18 protein-coding genes are annotated in these 14,831 nt (G+C 51.9%); 4 read left to right on the top strand and 14 right to left on the bottom strand.

Annotation, left to right across the window (positions count from 1 at the left end; genetic code table 11):
• The 12 genes from ACTG33_RS12325 to ACTG33_RS12270 all read right to left on the bottom strand — a co-directional run.
• Window positions 1-361, bottom strand: a 361-nt coding sequence (locus tag ACTG33_RS12325; RefSeq protein WP_439135523.1) for an OmpA family protein, incomplete at its 3' end; no start/stop codon positions are given.
• 155 nt (window positions 362-516) lie between these two features.
• Window positions 517-1,794, bottom strand: a complete 1,278-nt coding sequence (tolB, locus tag ACTG33_RS12320; RefSeq protein WP_439135522.1) for a Tol-Pal system beta propeller repeat protein TolB — start codon at window positions 1,792-1,794, stop codon at window positions 517-519.
• Window positions 1,795-1,855: 61 nt separating this feature from the next.
• Window positions 1,856-2,713, bottom strand: a complete 858-nt coding sequence (gene tolA / locus ACTG33_RS12315; protein ID WP_439135521.1) for a cell envelope integrity protein TolA — start codon at window positions 2,711-2,713, stop codon at window positions 1,856-1,858.
• Window positions 2,714-2,722: 9 nt separating this feature from the next.
• Window positions 2,723-3,145: a protein TolR gene (gene tolR, locus ACTG33_RS12310; RefSeq protein ID WP_439135520.1), complete on the bottom strand. Its 423-nt coding sequence runs from the start codon at window positions 3,143-3,145 to the stop codon at window positions 2,723-2,725.
• Between the two features lie 9 nt (window positions 3,146-3,154).
• Window positions 3,155-3,850 carry a protein TolQ gene (gene tolQ / locus ACTG33_RS12305; RefSeq protein WP_439135519.1) on the bottom strand — a complete coding sequence of 232 codons (696 nt, stop codon included), beginning with the start codon at window positions 3,848-3,850 and terminating at the stop codon, window positions 3,155-3,157.
• Window positions 3,851-4,149: 299 nt separating this feature from the next.
• The gene (gene ybgC, locus ACTG33_RS12300; RefSeq protein WP_439135518.1) at window positions 4,150-4,548 is read right to left on the bottom strand and encodes a tol-pal system-associated acyl-CoA thioesterase; all 399 of its coding nucleotides are present in this window, start codon (window positions 4,546-4,548) and stop codon (window positions 4,150-4,152) included.
• 119 nt (window positions 4,549-4,667) lie between these two features.
• A complete protein-coding gene (gene ruvB, locus ACTG33_RS12295) occupies window positions 4,668-5,708 on the bottom strand; it encodes a Holliday junction branch migration DNA helicase RuvB (RefSeq protein ID WP_439135517.1) in 1,041 nt (346 codons plus the stop codon).
• Window positions 5,709-5,721: 13 nt separating this feature from the next.
• Window positions 5,722-6,354: a Holliday junction branch migration protein RuvA gene (gene ruvA, locus ACTG33_RS12290; protein WP_439135516.1), complete on the bottom strand. Its 633-nt coding sequence runs from the start codon at window positions 6,352-6,354 to the stop codon at window positions 5,722-5,724.
• A 62-nt stretch (window positions 6,355-6,416) separates the two neighbouring features.
• Window positions 6,417-6,935, bottom strand: a complete 519-nt coding sequence (gene ruvC / locus ACTG33_RS12285) for a crossover junction endodeoxyribonuclease RuvC (RefSeq protein ID WP_439135515.1) — start codon at window positions 6,933-6,935, stop codon at window positions 6,417-6,419.
• A 190-nt stretch (window positions 6,936-7,125) separates the two neighbouring features.
• A complete protein-coding gene (gene aspS, locus ACTG33_RS12280; RefSeq protein WP_439135514.1) occupies window positions 7,126-8,892 on the bottom strand; it encodes an aspartate--tRNA ligase in 1,767 nt (588 codons plus the stop codon).
• Window positions 8,893-8,949: 57 nt separating this feature from the next.
• The gene (locus ACTG33_RS12275; protein ID WP_439135513.1) at window positions 8,950-9,240 is read right to left on the bottom strand and encodes an FmdB family zinc ribbon protein; all 291 of its coding nucleotides are present in this window, start codon (window positions 9,238-9,240) and stop codon (window positions 8,950-8,952) included.
• Window positions 9,241-9,410: 170 nt separating this feature from the next.
• Entirely contained in the window at window positions 9,411-9,656 is a 246-nt protein-coding gene (locus tag ACTG33_RS12270; protein ID WP_439135512.1) for a hypothetical protein, read from the bottom strand.
• Between ACTG33_RS12270 and ACTG33_RS12265 the strand changes: the two genes are divergently transcribed.
• Entirely contained in the window at window positions 9,655-10,062 is a 408-nt protein-coding gene (locus ACTG33_RS12265; protein WP_439135511.1) for an HU family DNA-binding protein, read from the top strand. The two genes, ACTG33_RS12270 and ACTG33_RS12265, sit on opposite strands and share 2 nt — an antisense overlap.
• A 164-nt stretch (window positions 10,063-10,226) precedes the next feature.
• Here the strand turns inward: ACTG33_RS12265 and ACTG33_RS12260 are convergent, their stop codons facing one another.
• Entirely contained in the window at window positions 10,227-10,676 is a 450-nt protein-coding gene (locus ACTG33_RS12260) for an HIT domain-containing protein (protein ID WP_439135510.1), read from the bottom strand.
• A gap of 160 nt (window positions 10,677-10,836) precedes the next feature.
• On the opposite strand from ACTG33_RS12260, the gene ACTG33_RS12255 reads away from it, so the two are divergent.
• The 3 genes from ACTG33_RS12255 to ACTG33_RS12245 all read left to right on the top strand — a co-directional run bounded on the left by ACTG33_RS12255 (window position 10,837) and on the right by ACTG33_RS12245 (window position 14,318).
• Window positions 10,837-12,561: a proline--tRNA ligase gene (locus tag ACTG33_RS12255; RefSeq protein WP_439135509.1), complete on the top strand. Its 1,725-nt coding sequence runs from the start codon at window positions 10,837-10,839 to the stop codon at window positions 12,559-12,561.
• Window positions 12,562-12,568: 7 nt separating this feature from the next.
• On the top strand, window positions 12,569-13,171 hold the full coding sequence (locus ACTG33_RS12250) for a lytic transglycosylase domain-containing protein (protein ID WP_439135508.1): 603 nt from the start codon (window positions 12,569-12,571) through the stop codon (window positions 13,169-13,171).
• A 112-nt stretch (window positions 13,172-13,283) separates the two neighbouring features.
• Window positions 13,284-14,318: an AraC family transcriptional regulator ligand-binding domain-containing protein gene (locus ACTG33_RS12245; RefSeq protein ID WP_439135507.1), complete on the top strand. Its 1,035-nt coding sequence runs from the start codon at window positions 13,284-13,286 to the stop codon at window positions 14,316-14,318.
• Between the two features lie 55 nt (window positions 14,319-14,373).
• On the opposite strand, the gene ACTG33_RS12240 is transcribed toward ACTG33_RS12245, so the two are convergent.
• Window positions 14,374-14,831 (bottom strand): TonB-dependent receptor domain-containing protein (locus ACTG33_RS12240; protein WP_439135506.1); only part of this gene is annotated, 458 nt, incomplete at its 5' end.

Raw genomic sequence — 14,831 nt, 5'->3', positions numbered from 1 at the left:
CGGCCTTGGCACGACGCTCACCCAGAGCCATGTTGTATTCACGAGTACCACGCTCATCAGTGTGGCCTTCCAGACGGACAGATCTAGGAGCCGCTTTCAACTGAGCTGCGTGAGCAGTCAGGTTTGCACGGGCATCAGCAGTCAGTGTGGACTGGTCAAAGCCAAAGTAGAAGATAGTGTCCAGAACCTGGGCTTCATCCATGGTATCTGTTGAAGAGGTGCCGCCGGTTTGAGCTGTTCCGGTGTTCATTGCATCATTAGCTGATGCATCCTGATCCGTAGTAGAGGTACTGGAACAGCCAGCCAGAGCCGCCATAATCAGTGCCAGGGTAAGACTTTGCTTCAATCCTGTAGAAAGCATATCTAACTCCTAATGAGAGATTTAACGTTGGTAATTCAATTGTTGTAGTAGGAATCGTTAAAACACGGCTCAAACCAAGTTTATCCCACAGGATATAACCTGAATCCGCTTTCAACAACTCTTTAGTACGTTTTTAATAATAAGTAGTGCGTTTTTTAATAATAAGGTGACCAGCTTGGCTCCCGCACATCCCCTTCCTTAGACGGTAGCCGGAACTTCACCCCTGCATCCAGTGAGACCGCCGCAAGAATACCCTTGCCCTGGTACTTTGTTGCGTACATCAGCATTGCACCATTAGGTGCGATACTCGGAGACTCGTCCAAATGAGTTTCCGTCAGGATTCGAATGTCACCACTGGTAATATCCTGAGTGGCGATATGGAATACACCGTTCTGACGATGCACCATGACCAGTGTTTTACCGTCAGGCGAAACTCTCGCTCTGGCGTTATAATCGCCCTCGAAGGTTAAGCGTTCTATGCGACCACTGGCAAGTGTTACTTGGTAAATCTGGGGTTTACCGCCGCGATCAGACGTAAAAGTGAGACTTTTTCCATCTTTCATCCAGCTCGGTTCAGTATCAATAGAAAAGTGTTTGGTCACTCGCGTGAACTGACCCGACGCGATGTCTAACGTGTAGACCTCAGGGTTACCATCTTTCGACAGCACCAGCGCTAACTTCTTGCCATCAGGCGACCAGGCTGGCGCGCCATTCAGGCCTTTAAAGTTGGTTAGCTGCTGACGCTCTCCGGTCGCAATCACTTGACGAAATATTGCAGGGCGTCCGGTTTCAAATGAAACATAAGCAACCTGCTTGCCATCCGGCGACCATACCGGAGACATAATCGGTTGCTTAGACTCCAGCAACAGTTTCTCTCGAGCACCATCCGCATCAGACAACATCAAGCGAAACTTTGTATTGCCAAAGGCTTCTACATAAATCATTTTGGTTGAAAAAGCACCGCGAATACCGGTGACAGCTTCATACACCGCGTCGCTCACTGCATGCGCCAAGTCCCTCAAACTTTCGGGTCCGCCACTGACATTGCGCTGCAGCACTTTTTTCTGTGAAAGCACATCAAACAACTCATAATCCAGCGAGTAACCCCCAGCTGGCGTTTGACTGAGCCGGCTCAGCACCAAATATTCTGACCCCAAAATGCGCCAATCCCGGTAGAACACGTCTGCCTCAGTACGGGGGAATGACAACATATCGGTTTTGGGAATCGGTCGAAACTGACCACTACGCCTCAGATCCGCCTCAACGATTTCGGAGACATTCTCCCCCAACGCAGGGCCAGACCAGGCCATAGGAACAACCGCAACGGGGGTTGGGTTATCCATACCCTGGGTGATTTCAATGGTTAACTCCGCACGCGCCAGACACGACAACGCGGTCAGCGTTAACAATATGACAACCTTAGATACACGCATGGTTCCCTAAATCCTTTGTCTTTGTATAGAAATATGTTCTGCCCGCAGAACAAATCCGTATTTACAGTCGTAAGTCCTGCGGATTAAACAGTATCGTCACCTGCCGGAAGTATTGTTCAAAAATATCCGACGATACTTTTTGCAGCTCATCAAAACGGCCCACTTTTTTCACGGCCGCCACGGCAGACCGGTCAAACGCCGCATTGCCACTACCATTGAGAACAACAACATTGACCACTTCACCGGTTGGCACCAACTGAATTTGCAGCTCACACTTCATCCCTTTCCGGGCTGAAGGTGGTCGACTCCAGTTCTGCTCAATGCGCTGAGCCATAATGGCGACGTAACTTTGCGCCGTAACCTGATCTTGCTGGGCGCTCAGCATGGCCTCTTCTTCGGCCAACGCATCGGCAAAAGCCGCTTCTTGCTTGCGTTGCTGTTCCAACTTCTGCTGTTTTAATCGCTCTTGCTCAAGCCGCTTTTTTTCGGCCTCAGCCAGTTCCTTTTTCTTCTTTTCCGCCAGCTCTTTCTGTTTGCGCTTTTTTTCTTCCGCCAGCTTGCGCAGGCGCTCGCGCTCGGCTTTCTCTTGGGCCAGACGCTTCTTCTGTTCCTGTTCGGCCTTGAGCCTCTGCTGCTCCTGGCGCTTGGCCGACATATCCACAACCTTGGGTTTAGGCTTGGAGGCGGCCTGCTTAACAGTCTTCGGCTCGATGGTTACCAACGTCGCTTCGACGTATTTTGGTACGACCTTTTGTTTCGGCGCGGCAGTTGTCTGCCAACCCCAAACAACAAAGATGATCAAAACACCATGCATAACCAGACTGATCGCAATCGGCACAGCATAGCTGCCCTGATTTGGACCGCGACCGGAAAACCATGTCGCCACAGCCCTGGATGCTTTCTGAAAGACAGACGTCATAAAAAGCGCCTACAGCTCCGGTGGCTCGGTCACTAAACCTACGGATTCAGCACCCGCCCCTTGCAGCGCCGACATCATGGCAACCACAATGCCATAATCAACCGTCTGATCGCCCCACACCAGCACCTGAGTTTGAGGCTTCTGGCGCAGAATCTTCGTCACCATATCCGTGATTTCTTTCAGCGGTTTGGCCGTTTTCTCATCGCCCAGATTCAAATAGTATTGGCCATTCGCATCGACTGACACGATCAAAGGCTCATCTTGCTTATCATCCAAAGGAGCCGAAGGTGCCGCGGGCAACTTCACTTTGACACCCTGCATTAACAAAGGTGCAGAAATCATAAACACGATCAGCAATACCAGCATGACATCAATATAAGGCACCACATTGATTTCAGCGATGGGCTTTTTCTTTACCTTTCGTCGAAGCATACCGCGCCCCTAGTGAGAACTGTGAACCTGACGATGCAGGTAAGCGGTAAATTCTTCCGCAAAGTTTTCGTAGCCGTTAACCATGGTTTCAGCTCGAGCCGAGAAACGATTGTAAGCGAGTACCGCAGGAATCGCTGCGAACAGCCCCATCGCCGTCGCGACCAGTGCCTCGGAAATACCCGGTGCTACGGTAGCCAGTGTCGCCTGATGCACATTGGCCAACCCACGGAAGGAATTCATGATCCCCCACACGGTTCCAAACAGACCGATGTAAGGACTTACTGAAGCCACACTGGCCAGAAACGGGAGGTTTGCTTCAAGCTTTTCTTCTTCACGCGCTAATGCCACACGCATGGCACGCTGGACGCCTTCCATAATCACATCTGCGTCTGCCCCGGACTGTTGACTCAAGCGTCGGTAAGCTTTGAAGCCCTCACGGAAGATATGCTCTGCCCCTTCGATAGGCTGGTGTTCCGCACGCGCATTACCCTCGCGGTAAAGCTGCGGCAAATCGGTTTTATCCGACCAGAAAATGCTGTCGAAACGTTCGAATTCAGCCCGGGCGTGATTCTGATAGCGAGCCCGCTGAACGATCATGACCCAGGAGACGACCGATGCCAGAAACAGTAGTAGCATCACCATTTGCACCAGGAAGCTGGCATGCAAAATCAGACTGTAGATGGATAATGATTCACTCTCGGCCATGGCCATTGCATCCTTATTGAGTGTTGCGAGGGCATTTCAGACAACTTCTTCTACCTTGCCTTTACCTGCGCTCGCACTTCAGAATTCTAGGGTTTGGAATTTGCACCTGCGGGTAAGTGTCCCATCGGTACGGCACGTATTGTCAGACTCGTCCTTTACAGGCCCATAGTTTAACCAAGTTTTGACATTAATGAATGGAGAAACTTGATACCGCGAGCTTGTATCTAGCAGGCGCTCATCATCAGACAAGCAACTGGAACTCCTCAGAGCCATTCATTCAAAAAAACAAAGCAACGCAATCAGCTCAGAGCTTTTCGGATGATATCGGGGATAACAGCTGGCTTCATGGTAGACCGCTCTACGCACGCCACTTTTATTTCTCCCCGGCAGATCACCTCACCCTGGCGCAATATCTCCTGATTGAAGATGATATAAGTGCGCGCCAACTTACCCATCCCGGCTGACACCGTCAACTCATCATCCAACAAAGCGGGACGCAGGTACTGAACGTTTGCTGAGTGCACAACAAACAGCTTGCCGTCTTCGAGAATGGCGGGTTTGTCAAAGCCGAAACTGCGCATTCGCTCGGTGCGAGCACGCTCCATATATTTCAGATAATTGACGTAGTAAACGATCCCACCGGCGTCGGTGTCCTCAATATAGACTCTGACAGGTAGATAAAACTCTGATTCTGACACCTAAAGATTTGCCCCTGAAAATTGCATGACAGTTATGGACGGGTGAGATTCTGACACAGAAATATGAATGCCAACTTAACAATGTAAAAAAGAGTGATCGACAAGGATCAGACCACCGATCATGTCTCAGCCTGAAAACGTTTTGGCAAATCAAAACCGAAGTGCTCATAAGCCATCGGGGTCACAACTCGTCCGCGAGGGGTGCGAGCCATATACCCTTGCTGAATCAGATAAGGCTCCAGAACATCCTCAATGGTGTCCCGCTCCTCACTGATAGCGGCCGCCAGGCTTTCCACTCCGACCGGCCCGCCAGCGAACTTCTCAATCATGGCCAACAACAGGCGGCGGTCCATATGATCAAACCCGCGCTCATCGACATTCAGCATATTCAGAGCCTGGTCAGCGATCGACTGGGACACCACACCATCGCCCTTAACCTGAGCAAAATCTCTCACCCGACGCAACAGACGATTGGCAATACGCGGTGTCCCCCTCGAGCGACGTGCAACCTCAAACGCGCCCTGCTCGTCAATTTCAACACCCATTAAGCTCGCCGAACGGGTGACAATGTGGGTCAGGTCAGTGACATTATAAAATTCCAGACGCTGCACAATACCAAAACGATCTCGTAAGGGAGAAGTCAGCAATCCGGCACGCGTCGTCGCACCCACCAAGGTGAAAGGCGGTAAATCCAGCTTAATAGAGCGAGCCGCAGGTCCTTCACCGATCATAATATCCAACTGATAGTCTTCCATCGCCGGATACAGTACCTCTTCCACATTGGGACTGAGGCGGTGAATTTCGTCAATGAATAACACATCGCCGGGCTCGAGATTGGTCATCAACGCCGCTAAATCACCCGCCTTCTCCAGAACAGGGCCTGACGTCGTCTTCAGATCCACCTCCATTTCATTGGCAATGATGTTCGCCAGCGTGGTTTTACCCAGCCCGGGCGGGCCAAATACCAGAGTATGATCCAAAGCTTCCGAACGCCCTTTGGCGGCCTGAATAAAGATTTCCATCTGTTCACGAACCACCGGCTGACCGACGTACTCCGCCAGACTTTTCGGGCGAACAGCACGATCCTGTACATCTTCCATGACCCGGGGTTCAGCACTGACGACTCGCTCAACCGGGGAAAACTGGTCTTTTTCAATCATAAATCAGGCTCTCTTAAGCCGGGGACAGACTGCGCAAAGACAATCGAATCAGCTCTTCACTGCGGGTAACACTGTGCGCTCGCAGCACACCAGCCACCATTTTGCTTGCCTCTACAGGCTTATAACCCAGAGCGACCAGGGCGCTTTCCGCTTCAGCCACAATATCGTTACCGTCTTCACCACTGCCGGACCGCGGTTGACTGGCGGCCTCCATTTCAGCCAGAGGCGCGTGAGCCACCTGCCAGGTCTTCAGTTTGTCCCTAAGCTCAATCATCAAGCGTTCTGCGGTTTTTTTACCGACACCGGGAACCTTAACCAGCGCCGAGACATTATCTTCCATCACGCAACTCACCAACTGGTCAGTCTCCATGCCCGACAGAATCGCCAGTGCCATTTTGGGGCCAACGCCGCTGACTTTAATCAGGGTGCGGAACAGTTCCCGGTCTTTTTTATCGTAAAAGCCGTAGAGTGCCTGAGAGTTTTCACTGACCGCGAAGTGAATCGCCAAAGTCACGTTGCCACCGAGCTCCGGCAATTGATACAAAGTCGTCATCGGCACCAGCACCTCATAACCGACACCATTAACGTCCACCAGCACCTCAGGTGCTTTCTTTTCCAGTAACTGCCCTTGCAGACGTCCGATCATAAACTGTGATTTCCTCTATCGATAAGCAGGCCAACGCTTGAAGCCAGCCTATACCATAATACTTACACCATGCGCCCACGACGAAAGGTTTTTGCCGTGGCGACTTTGATTAAGTGTTGATGTGTGTTGGCGTGACATAAAGCCACCCCCAAGGCATCGGCGGCGTCTTCCTGTGGTTCGGATGGCAGTTTCAGCAAAACCTTCACCATGTGCTGCATCTGGTGTTTATCAGCCGCGCCATTGCCTACCACAGACTGCTTGATTTTCCGGGCCTCGTACTCGGACACCGGCAAGTTCTGACTCACCGCAGCCACTATAGCAGCACCACGCGCCTGCCCCAGCTTCAAGGCCGAGCCGGCACTTTTTGCCATAAAGACGTGTTCAATCGCCATTTCCTGTGGGCAATATTCTTCGATAATTTCCGTGATGGAATCAAAAATGATTTTCAGGCGTTCAGGCAAGCTTAAATCCGGAATACGAATGACACCGCTGCTCACATACTCATAGCGCGAGCCGACGTGGTTAATAATGCCAAAACCGGTTTTTCTTGAACCGGGGTCAATCCCCAGAATGAGCGCCATAGCCCGCCGCACCTTAATACTGTTTTTTCATCCAGTGGTTAGTGTGTCGGGAAACCCATGACAGGTCAAGTGAAGCCTTTATCCGCGTCAGCCCTATAGAACACACCCCAGAACGAAAAACGGGAGGTGCAAACGCTTTTCGCGCTCACAGCCTCCCGTTCATTTCGCATCGTGCCTTCAGACGACTCGCTTACGCTTTGGTCTCTTTCTTTTTAAGGCGGATGTTCAACTCGCTTAACTGAGTGGTATCCACCTGTCCCGGGGCATCCGTCAGAACACAGGCTGCGGTCTGGGTTTTCGGGAAGGCGATAACGTCACGAATGGAACTGGCACCGGTCATCAGCATGATCAAACGATCCAAGCCAAAGGCCAAACCACCGTGCGGTGGCGCACCGTACTGCAAAGCATCCAACAGGAAGCCAAACTTCTCACGCTGCTCTTCTTCACCAATACCCAGTACACGGAATACTGTCTGCTGCATGGTCTGATCGTGAATACGAACAGAACCACCGCCCAGCTCGCAACCGTTCAGCACCATATCGTAAGCTCTGGACAGAGCCGACAGAGGGTTGGCTTCCAGCTCTTCTGCGGAACAGGATGGCGCGGTAAACGGGTGGTGAAGGGAGGTTACGCCGCCATCAATTTCTTCAAACATAGGGAAGTCAACGACCCACAGAGGTGCCCACTCGCAGGTGTACATATCCAGATCTTCACCCACCTTACAGCGCAGCGCGCCCAGGGCTTCGGTCACAACCTTGATAGTGTCGGCACCAAAGAAGACGATATCGCCGTTTTGAGCACCGGTACGCTCCATCACATTCATGGTCACTTCATCGCCCAGGAACTTGATGATGGGTGATTGCAGGCCTTCAACGCCTTTTTCGATTTCGTTAACCTTGATCCAGGCCAGACCTTTGGCACCGTAGATACCCACAAACTTGGTGTATTCATCAATTTGCTTACGGGAAATGGAAGCGCCGCCAGTCACTTTCAATGCCGTTACACGACACTTGGGATCGTTGGCTGGACCGGCAAAGACTTTAAAATCGATGTCTGTCAGCAGGTCTTTAATTTCCACCAGTTCCAGCGGGATGCGCATATCCGGCTTGTCAGAGCCGTATTTTTGCATGGCTTCCGCAAAGGGCATACGTGGGAATTCACCCAACTCAACGCCTTTCAACTCGCTGAACAGCTGACGAATCATCTTTTCAGTGACCGACATGATTTCCTCGTCGCTCATAAACGAGGTTTCGATATCGATTTGAGTAAATTCTGGCTGACGGTCTGCGCGCAAATCTTCATCACGGAAACACTTGGCGATCTGGTAGTAGCGATCAAAGCCAGACACCATCAACAACTGCTTAAACAGCTGTGGAGACTGTGGCAGTGCGAAGAACTTGCCTTCGTGGGTTCTGGATGGCACCAGATAATCACGAGCACCTTCCGGCGTTGCACGAGTCAGAATTGGGGTTTCAATGTCCAGAAAACCATTCTCATCGAGAAAGTTACGGATAGAATTGGTGACCTTGGAACGGAAACGCAGGCGATCCTGCATTTCCTGACGGCGCAGATCCACATAGCGGTACTTGAGACGAACTTCCTCGCCGACAGTCTTGTCGTGCAGCGGGAAAGGTGTGGTCTCAGCGCTGTTCAGGATGGTCACTTCCAGACCGTAAAGCTCAACTTCACCGGTAGGCATGTTGGGATTGACCGTGGCCTCAGAGCGGGCACGGACTCGACCTTTCACCTGCAGGACATACTCGCTGCGTACCTTGTCGGCGGTCTCAAAGTTCTCTTTCGCGTCGGGATCGAACACCACCTGGACAATACCGTCACGGTCGCGCAGATCGATAAAAATAACGCCACCATGATCGCGTCGACGGTCAACCCATCCGCAGAGGGTAACTTCCTGATCAATAAAAGAGGCATTCAAAGCGCCACAATACTGGGTGCGCATAAGTACTTTCCTATTTAGTCACTGTCTTATATGTCAAATTCAGGAGGGTGCCAGACTCTAACTGGCAGCACCTGAGCTGCTGCTGGCCGGTGCACTCGAAGAGCCACCACTACTGGAACCTGAGGAACCGGAACCCGAATCACCTGCCAGATTTTTCTTTTTACCACCGGACTTAAAGTCCGTCTCATACCAACCGCCACCGGACAAACGAAATCCGGCTGCAGAAATTTTCTTGCGCAATTCGGGTTTTCCGCAGGACGGACATTCCGTTAACGCAGCATCGCTCATCTTTTGGAGAGCTTCCATCTCGTGCTCACAGGCACGACACTCGTACTCATAAATCGGCATAACGCAGACCTCAACTTCAGCCAGCAAAGACGCTGGACACCGACATCAAAGGGACTAAGCCCACCAAAACCGCGCATTATACCCCAGCCAGAGCCTCCGGTTAAAGAAGACTTAAGCCCCCTTTAATGGCTCAATCTGGCGCGCAGATATAATCATCGGTAAATCCGGATCTATCCACGCCCAAGTCGCACAAACAGACCTCTAAGCGCTTTTTCAGTAACAACTTCTGCCTCCTCCTTAAAAAAACGACTTTTTACCGTATTTTTATCGCTTTTATTGTTGCCAGTATCCGTTTTATCCTTTATACATAGGTTCAGCGGTTTAACCGCACCTTTTAAGCCTATAAATAAAGGCTTTTTTGTGCCGCCCAAGGCCAACAATAACACTTCAAACACAACCAAAAGGAATTCACTCATGGCCGCTCGCAAAGCACCTGCCAAGAAAGCACCCGCCAAGAAAGCCACCGCAAAAAAAGCAGCTCCAGTCGCTGAGAAAAAAATCAAAGCCGTAAAAGACCGTTACACCAAGACTCAAATGCTGACCCAGATCGCAGAAAATACCGAACTGAGCAAAAAACAGGTTCAGAGCGTACTGGATGAGCTGAGCGATATGATCGAAGGTCACATCAAGAAGCGCGCCGTTGGTGAATTCGTGCTGCCAGGCCTGCTGAAAATCAGCGCCGTTAAAAAGCCTGCCAAAAAAGCCCGTAAAAACGTCCCCAACCCATTCAAGCCCGGTGAGCTTATGGACGTTGCCGCCAAACCAGCCAGCGTTCAGGTTAAAATCCGCCCGCTGAAAAAGCTGAAAGACATGGCCGACTGATAATCCGCACCCCGGATTCATTACGTCATAAAACAAAAAACCGCACTTCAGAGTGCGGTTTTTTGCGTTTAGGCCTTCAAATTCAAGAATGCCCCCTCAACATCCTCTCTTTAAGCGCTCGAGGACGGGGCTAAATGCTCGAGAACGAGGTAAGAGCAAAGCAGTCACTCAGGGAGGGTAAAGTCATCCCCGGCCAGCGCACTGCGCAGACGGGAGACCCGACTTTTCAGCTCATCGTCGGCAAACGCCTTGGGCTCCAACGCACCCCAAACAGGCCGTGGCCAGGCTGGATCGTCCTTAAACCGGGCGACGTGGTGCATGTGCAGCTGAGCCACCACATTCCCCAAAGCCCCCACATTCATCCGATCAGGCACAAACAAGTCCGCCATCACCTCTGCCAAATGGCAAGATTCACGCATCAACTGCTGACGATCCTCTTCAGCCAGATGATGAATGGCGTAAACCCCCTTCCTGCGGGGAACCAGGATGCACCACGGGTAATTGGCGTCCCGACTCATCAGTACCAGAGATAACGGAAACTCTCCCAAAATCACAGAATCGCTCTGCAACTGCGGATCCAGCTCAAATTTCAACTTCACGTCAAGTTCAGACATCTCAGGTTTCCTCCTTTCCCCAACTTAACAACACCTTTAGAATACCCCCCTTACAGGAATTAACCTAGCTCTGGCGACCACAGGGGACTATTCCCCGGCCGATAGAGCCAAAAGGGTCAATACACTCGTTCATTCAACTCAGTAGAGATGCATATACGTCATGCGCGCTAGCCGTTTTCTTATCGCCACCCTCAAGCAAAACCCCTCCGACGCCGTCGCCATCAGCCACCAATTGATGCTGCGCTCCGGCATGGTTCGCCAGCTGGCCTCCGGCCTGTATACCTGGCTTCCCATGGGATTGCGCGTTTTCCGCAAGGTGGAAGCCATCGTACGGGAAGAGATGGATCGCGCTGGTGCACAGGAAGTCCTGATGCCCGTGGTGCAACCCGCTGAGCTGTGGCAGGAATCCGGCCGCTGGGAACAGTACGGTCCAGAATTACTGCGGATTAACGACCGCCATGACAATAGCTTCTGTCTGGGCCCGACTCACGAAGAAGTCATCACTGACCTGATTCGCAACGAACTGAAAAGCTACAAACAGCTGCCGGCCAACTTCTATCAGATCCAGACCAAGTTTCGCGATGAAGTACGCCCTCGCTTCGGCATCATGCGCGCCCGCGAGTTCACCATGAAGGACGCCTACTCCTTCCACTTGCAGCAATCATGCCTGCAAGACACCTACGACCGGATGCACAGCGCTTACTGCAGCATCTTTAACCGTATCGGTCTGGATTTCCGTCCAGTACTGGCCGACACCGGCTCCATCGGCGGTTCCAGTTCCCACGAATTCCACGTACTGGCCGACAGCGGTGAAGACGATATTGCCTTCAGCACCGGCAGTGATTACGCCGCCAACGTCGAACTGGCTGAAGCGGTTGCACCGGCGCAAGAACGCCCTGCTCCCAGTCAGGAAAAGAGCAAAGTCGCCACGCCCGGCCAACACACCATCGAAGACGTTTCAAAAAGCCTTGAGATTTCTCCCGAGCAAGTGCTTAAAACACTGGTGGTGCTGGGTGAAGCGGATGAAGACGGCAATCAAGGACTGGTCGCTCTGGTACTGCGCGGCGATCACGAACTGAATGAACTGAAAGCGGAAAAACTGGAGGGTGTAGCCTCGCCCCTGACGTTCGCACCAGAAGCCAAAATCCAGGAAGTGCTGGGATGCAAACCGGGCTCTATTGGTCCTGTTGATTTGGACATTCCTGTACTGGTGGATCGCAGTGCAGCGGTTGTGTCTGATTTCGCCTGTGGTGCCAATAAAGATGGCTATCACTTCACCGGTGTCAACTGGGAGCGCGACCTGCCTGTTGGCACTACAGCCGACCTGCGCAACGTCTTAGTGGGTGACCCCAGCCCCTGCGGCCAGGGCACTCTGGAAATCAAACGCGGCATCGAAGTTGGTCACATTTTCCAGCTGGGCACCAAATACAGCGAAGCCATGCGCGCTACCGTACTGGATGAAAACGGCAAAGAGAAAGTCATGACGATGGGGTGCTACGGCATTGGAGTCAGCCGTGTGGTTGCTGCAGCCATTGAGCAAAACTACGATGACAACGGCATTATCTGGCCAGAGGCCATTGCGCCTTTCCAGATTGCCCTGGTGCCAATCAACATGAACAAATCAGAAGCCGTTCGCACCAAATGTGAAGAGCTCTACGCCCAGCTCACCGAAGCCGGTTACGACGTGCTGTTTATGGACGAAGAAAAAGCGCGTCTGGGCGTCATGCTGGCTGATACCGAATTGATGGGCATTCCCCATCGAGTCGTGGTCGGTGACCGCGGCCTCGAAGCCGGCACGGTGGAATACAAAGGTCGTCGCGACACCGACAAGCAGGAAGTTGCTCTGGATGACCTGTTTTCTGTACTGAAGACAGCGGTCAACTGACACTATCATGCTGCCCATACTGCTAAAGAAGCTCTCATCACCCATCGCCAGACTCGTGCTTCTCATGAGTCTGACGATGTTGAGCCATTTGAGCACTGCTCAGGACGCGACACCACAACCGGTGGACGATGAGCTGCGAGAACTTCTGAAGCACGCCATTGAGAACAGCGACAGTTTTGAAGACCGATTTGACGCAGAAGTCTGGTTGGTTTCCAAACAGGACAATCTCGGCAAATTCATTAAAGATCCTGAAGAGCGCATGGATTTGTTACAGCGTATTCACAGGGCTGCTCGCCGAGCGGATCTGCAGCCGGAGATTGTCCTGGCACTGATTGAAGTAGAAAGCCACTTCAATCGCTTTGCCGTCTCCAGTGCCGGCGCACAGGGCATGATGCAAGTGATGCCTTTCTGGAAGAATGAAATTGGCCATCCGGAAGACAACCTCACCGACATCGACACCAACCTGACTTACGGTTGCACCATCCTTAAACACTATCTCAACAAAGCCAACGGCGGCTTGGTGGAAGCACTGGCTCGCTACAACGGCAGCTACGGGCAATACTGGTATCCGCGGCGCGTGATGGACGCCTGGGAAAAACATTGGCGCTGATAAGATAAAAAGAAGCTGCCACTCGTCCGTTCAACTCCGCAGCGGTCTATAATCTATAGCATCTTCATCGATGCACGTTAATTGACAGCACCTTACCAAAACGATCCTAATAATGAATCCAGAAGCGTCGCCCAACTCCGACCTGCAAGTCAGCGTCAGCCTGACCCAGACCCTGGTCAAGGCGTTGCAAGAGTACGCAGTACCAGATATTAATGATCTGCTTCTGCAAGCAGACATTGATCCCGCCTTATTGCTTGAAACCGAAAATCGCATCCCTTTTTTCAAACAGGAACACTTTTGGCAGCTGGCCAATCAGATCAGTGGCGATGACGGTTTTCCACTGGCCTTTGCAGAGCACACACAACCCGCCAGTTTCAGTGTGGCCGGTTATATAGTGATGAACAGCCGCACCATCGGTGAAGCCATGGATGCCATGGTGACGTATCAACGCTCGGCGGGCGAAGGCGGGAGCTTTGCGCTGCAGCGGGACGATGAGAATCTCAACATACAATATTTGCCGGTGAATCCAGATTCGCCCATATCACCTATTCGCAGTTGCGCCTTGATTGCAGCAAACCTGGTATTGGGACGCTGGCTGGTGGGCAGCGCTTACACTCCGACTCACGTCAGTTTGTGTCTCCCTGAACCGGAACACAAACAACGATTTGACGATTTTTTTCAGTGCCCGGTGAGCTACCAACAGAGTTCAGACTTTATGCTGTTCCCGCGAGAGCTGGAAAACACGGCAATCCCCCACGCCAGCCATGAAATTCTGGACTTGATGAAGCAGCGGGCGGAAAAGATCATTAACGCCGCCACTCATAAAGCTCCGGTGACTGCTCAAGTGTCCAAACTGATCGCAGAATCCCTGTTAGGTCAAGAACCGGACAAAGCCCGCATTGCCGAAAAACTGGGAGTTAGCCAAAGAACGCTGCAGCGCAAGCTGGCAAAAGAAAAAAGCAGTTATCAGGAAGTGCTGGATAAAACCCGTCACCAACTGGCACTGGATTATCTGCAGCAACCCAAGCTGACGATCACTGACACAGCCTACCTGCTGGGCTTTACCGAACCCAGCGCCTTTTACCGCGCCTTTAAAAAATGGCACGGCATGACACCAGGGCAATATCGCGAAAACCAGGGATCATGACTCAAATAAGGGATCCCGGCTCGAATAAAACAACCTTTGAGCCAAAATAAAGAGTTTAAAACTGGCGACGAACTTCCAGATAAGCCGCACGGTTTTCACCGGTAAAGTAGCGGTAACTACCGAAGGCGTAATCGCCCCGCTCTGCGTAGCGTTCATCCGTCAGGTTATGCAAACGCAACCGCGCACTCCAACTGCTGTCCCACTGATACCGGGCAATAGCGTTCAACAACGTGTGACCGTCGTATTCGTGCTCGTTTTCCGCATCCAGATAGTAGTTATCCATATACACCGCGGCCAACTCAAACCACCAACGATCCGTGGGCTGATAGTGCAATTGCACACTGCCGAGCCACTCGGGTGCCGTGTCCATATCGTTGCCTGACAGATCGTTTCCGTTTAGCAGGCTGGCAGACTCAACGGAATGTTCAGCCCAGGCTAATGACGTCGTCAAATCCCACTGCGGCGAAAACACATAAGCAGCTTGTAACTCCACCCCATAGTGACGAGTCTCTC

Origin of the sequence: Pseudomaricurvus sp., from assembly GCF_965662505.1 — a bacterium.
Lineage (GTDB): Bacteria > Pseudomonadota > Gammaproteobacteria > Pseudomonadales > Cellvibrionaceae > Pseudomaricurvus.
Note: the sequence above shows the minus strand (reverse complement) of the source record. Positions and strands in the feature narration are given on the sequence as shown.

What these genes read in the sequence shown, in the direction of transcription:
- tolB (WP_439135522.1), bottom strand. Translation starts at nt 1,794, where the DNA reads ATGCGTGTATCTAAGGTTGTCATATTGTTAACGCTGACCGCGTTGTCG.
- tolA (WP_439135521.1), bottom strand. Translation starts at nt 2,713, where the DNA reads ATGACGTCTGTCTTTCAGAAAGCATCCAGGGCTGTGGCGACATGGTTT.
- tolR (WP_439135520.1), bottom strand. Translation starts at nt 3,145, where the DNA reads ATGCTTCGACGAAAGGTAAAGAAAAAGCCCATCGCTGAAATCAATGTG.
- tolQ (WP_439135519.1), bottom strand. Translation starts at nt 3,850, where the DNA reads ATGGCCGAGAGTGAATCATTATCCATCTACAGTCTGATTTTGCATGCC.
- ruvB (WP_439135517.1), bottom strand. Translation starts at nt 5,708, where the DNA reads ATGATTGAAAAAGACCAGTTTTCCCCGGTTGAGCGAGTCGTCAGTGCT.
- ruvA (WP_439135516.1), bottom strand. Translation starts at nt 6,354, where the DNA reads ATGATCGGACGTCTGCAAGGGCAGTTACTGGAAAAGAAAGCACCTGAG.
- ruvC (WP_439135515.1), bottom strand. Translation starts at nt 6,935, where the DNA reads ATGGCGCTCATTCTGGGGATTGACCCCGGTTCAAGAAAAACCGGTTTT.
- aspS (WP_439135514.1), bottom strand. Translation starts at nt 8,892, where the DNA reads ATGCGCACCCAGTATTGTGGCGCTTTGAATGCCTCTTTTATTGATCAG.
- ACTG33_RS12275 (WP_439135513.1), bottom strand. Translation starts at nt 9,240, where the DNA reads ATGCCGATTTATGAGTACGAGTGTCGTGCCTGTGAGCACGAGATGGAA.
- ACTG33_RS12265 (WP_439135511.1), top strand. Translation starts at nt 9,655, where the DNA reads ATGGCCGCTCGCAAAGCACCTGCCAAGAAAGCACCCGCCAAGAAAGCC.
- ACTG33_RS12270 (WP_439135512.1), bottom strand. Translation starts at nt 9,656, where the DNA reads ATGAGTGAATTCCTTTTGGTTGTGTTTGAAGTGTTATTGTTGGCCTTG.
- ACTG33_RS12260 (WP_439135510.1), bottom strand. Translation starts at nt 10,676, where the DNA reads ATGTCTGAACTTGACGTGAAGTTGAAATTTGAGCTGGATCCGCAGTTG.
- ACTG33_RS12255 (WP_439135509.1), top strand. Translation starts at nt 10,837, where the DNA reads ATGCGCGCTAGCCGTTTTCTTATCGCCACCCTCAAGCAAAACCCCTCC.
- ACTG33_RS12250 (WP_439135508.1), top strand. Translation starts at nt 12,569, where the DNA reads ATGCTGCCCATACTGCTAAAGAAGCTCTCATCACCCATCGCCAGACTC.
- ACTG33_RS12245 (WP_439135507.1), top strand. Translation starts at nt 13,284, where the DNA reads ATGAATCCAGAAGCGTCGCCCAACTCCGACCTGCAAGTCAGCGTCAGC.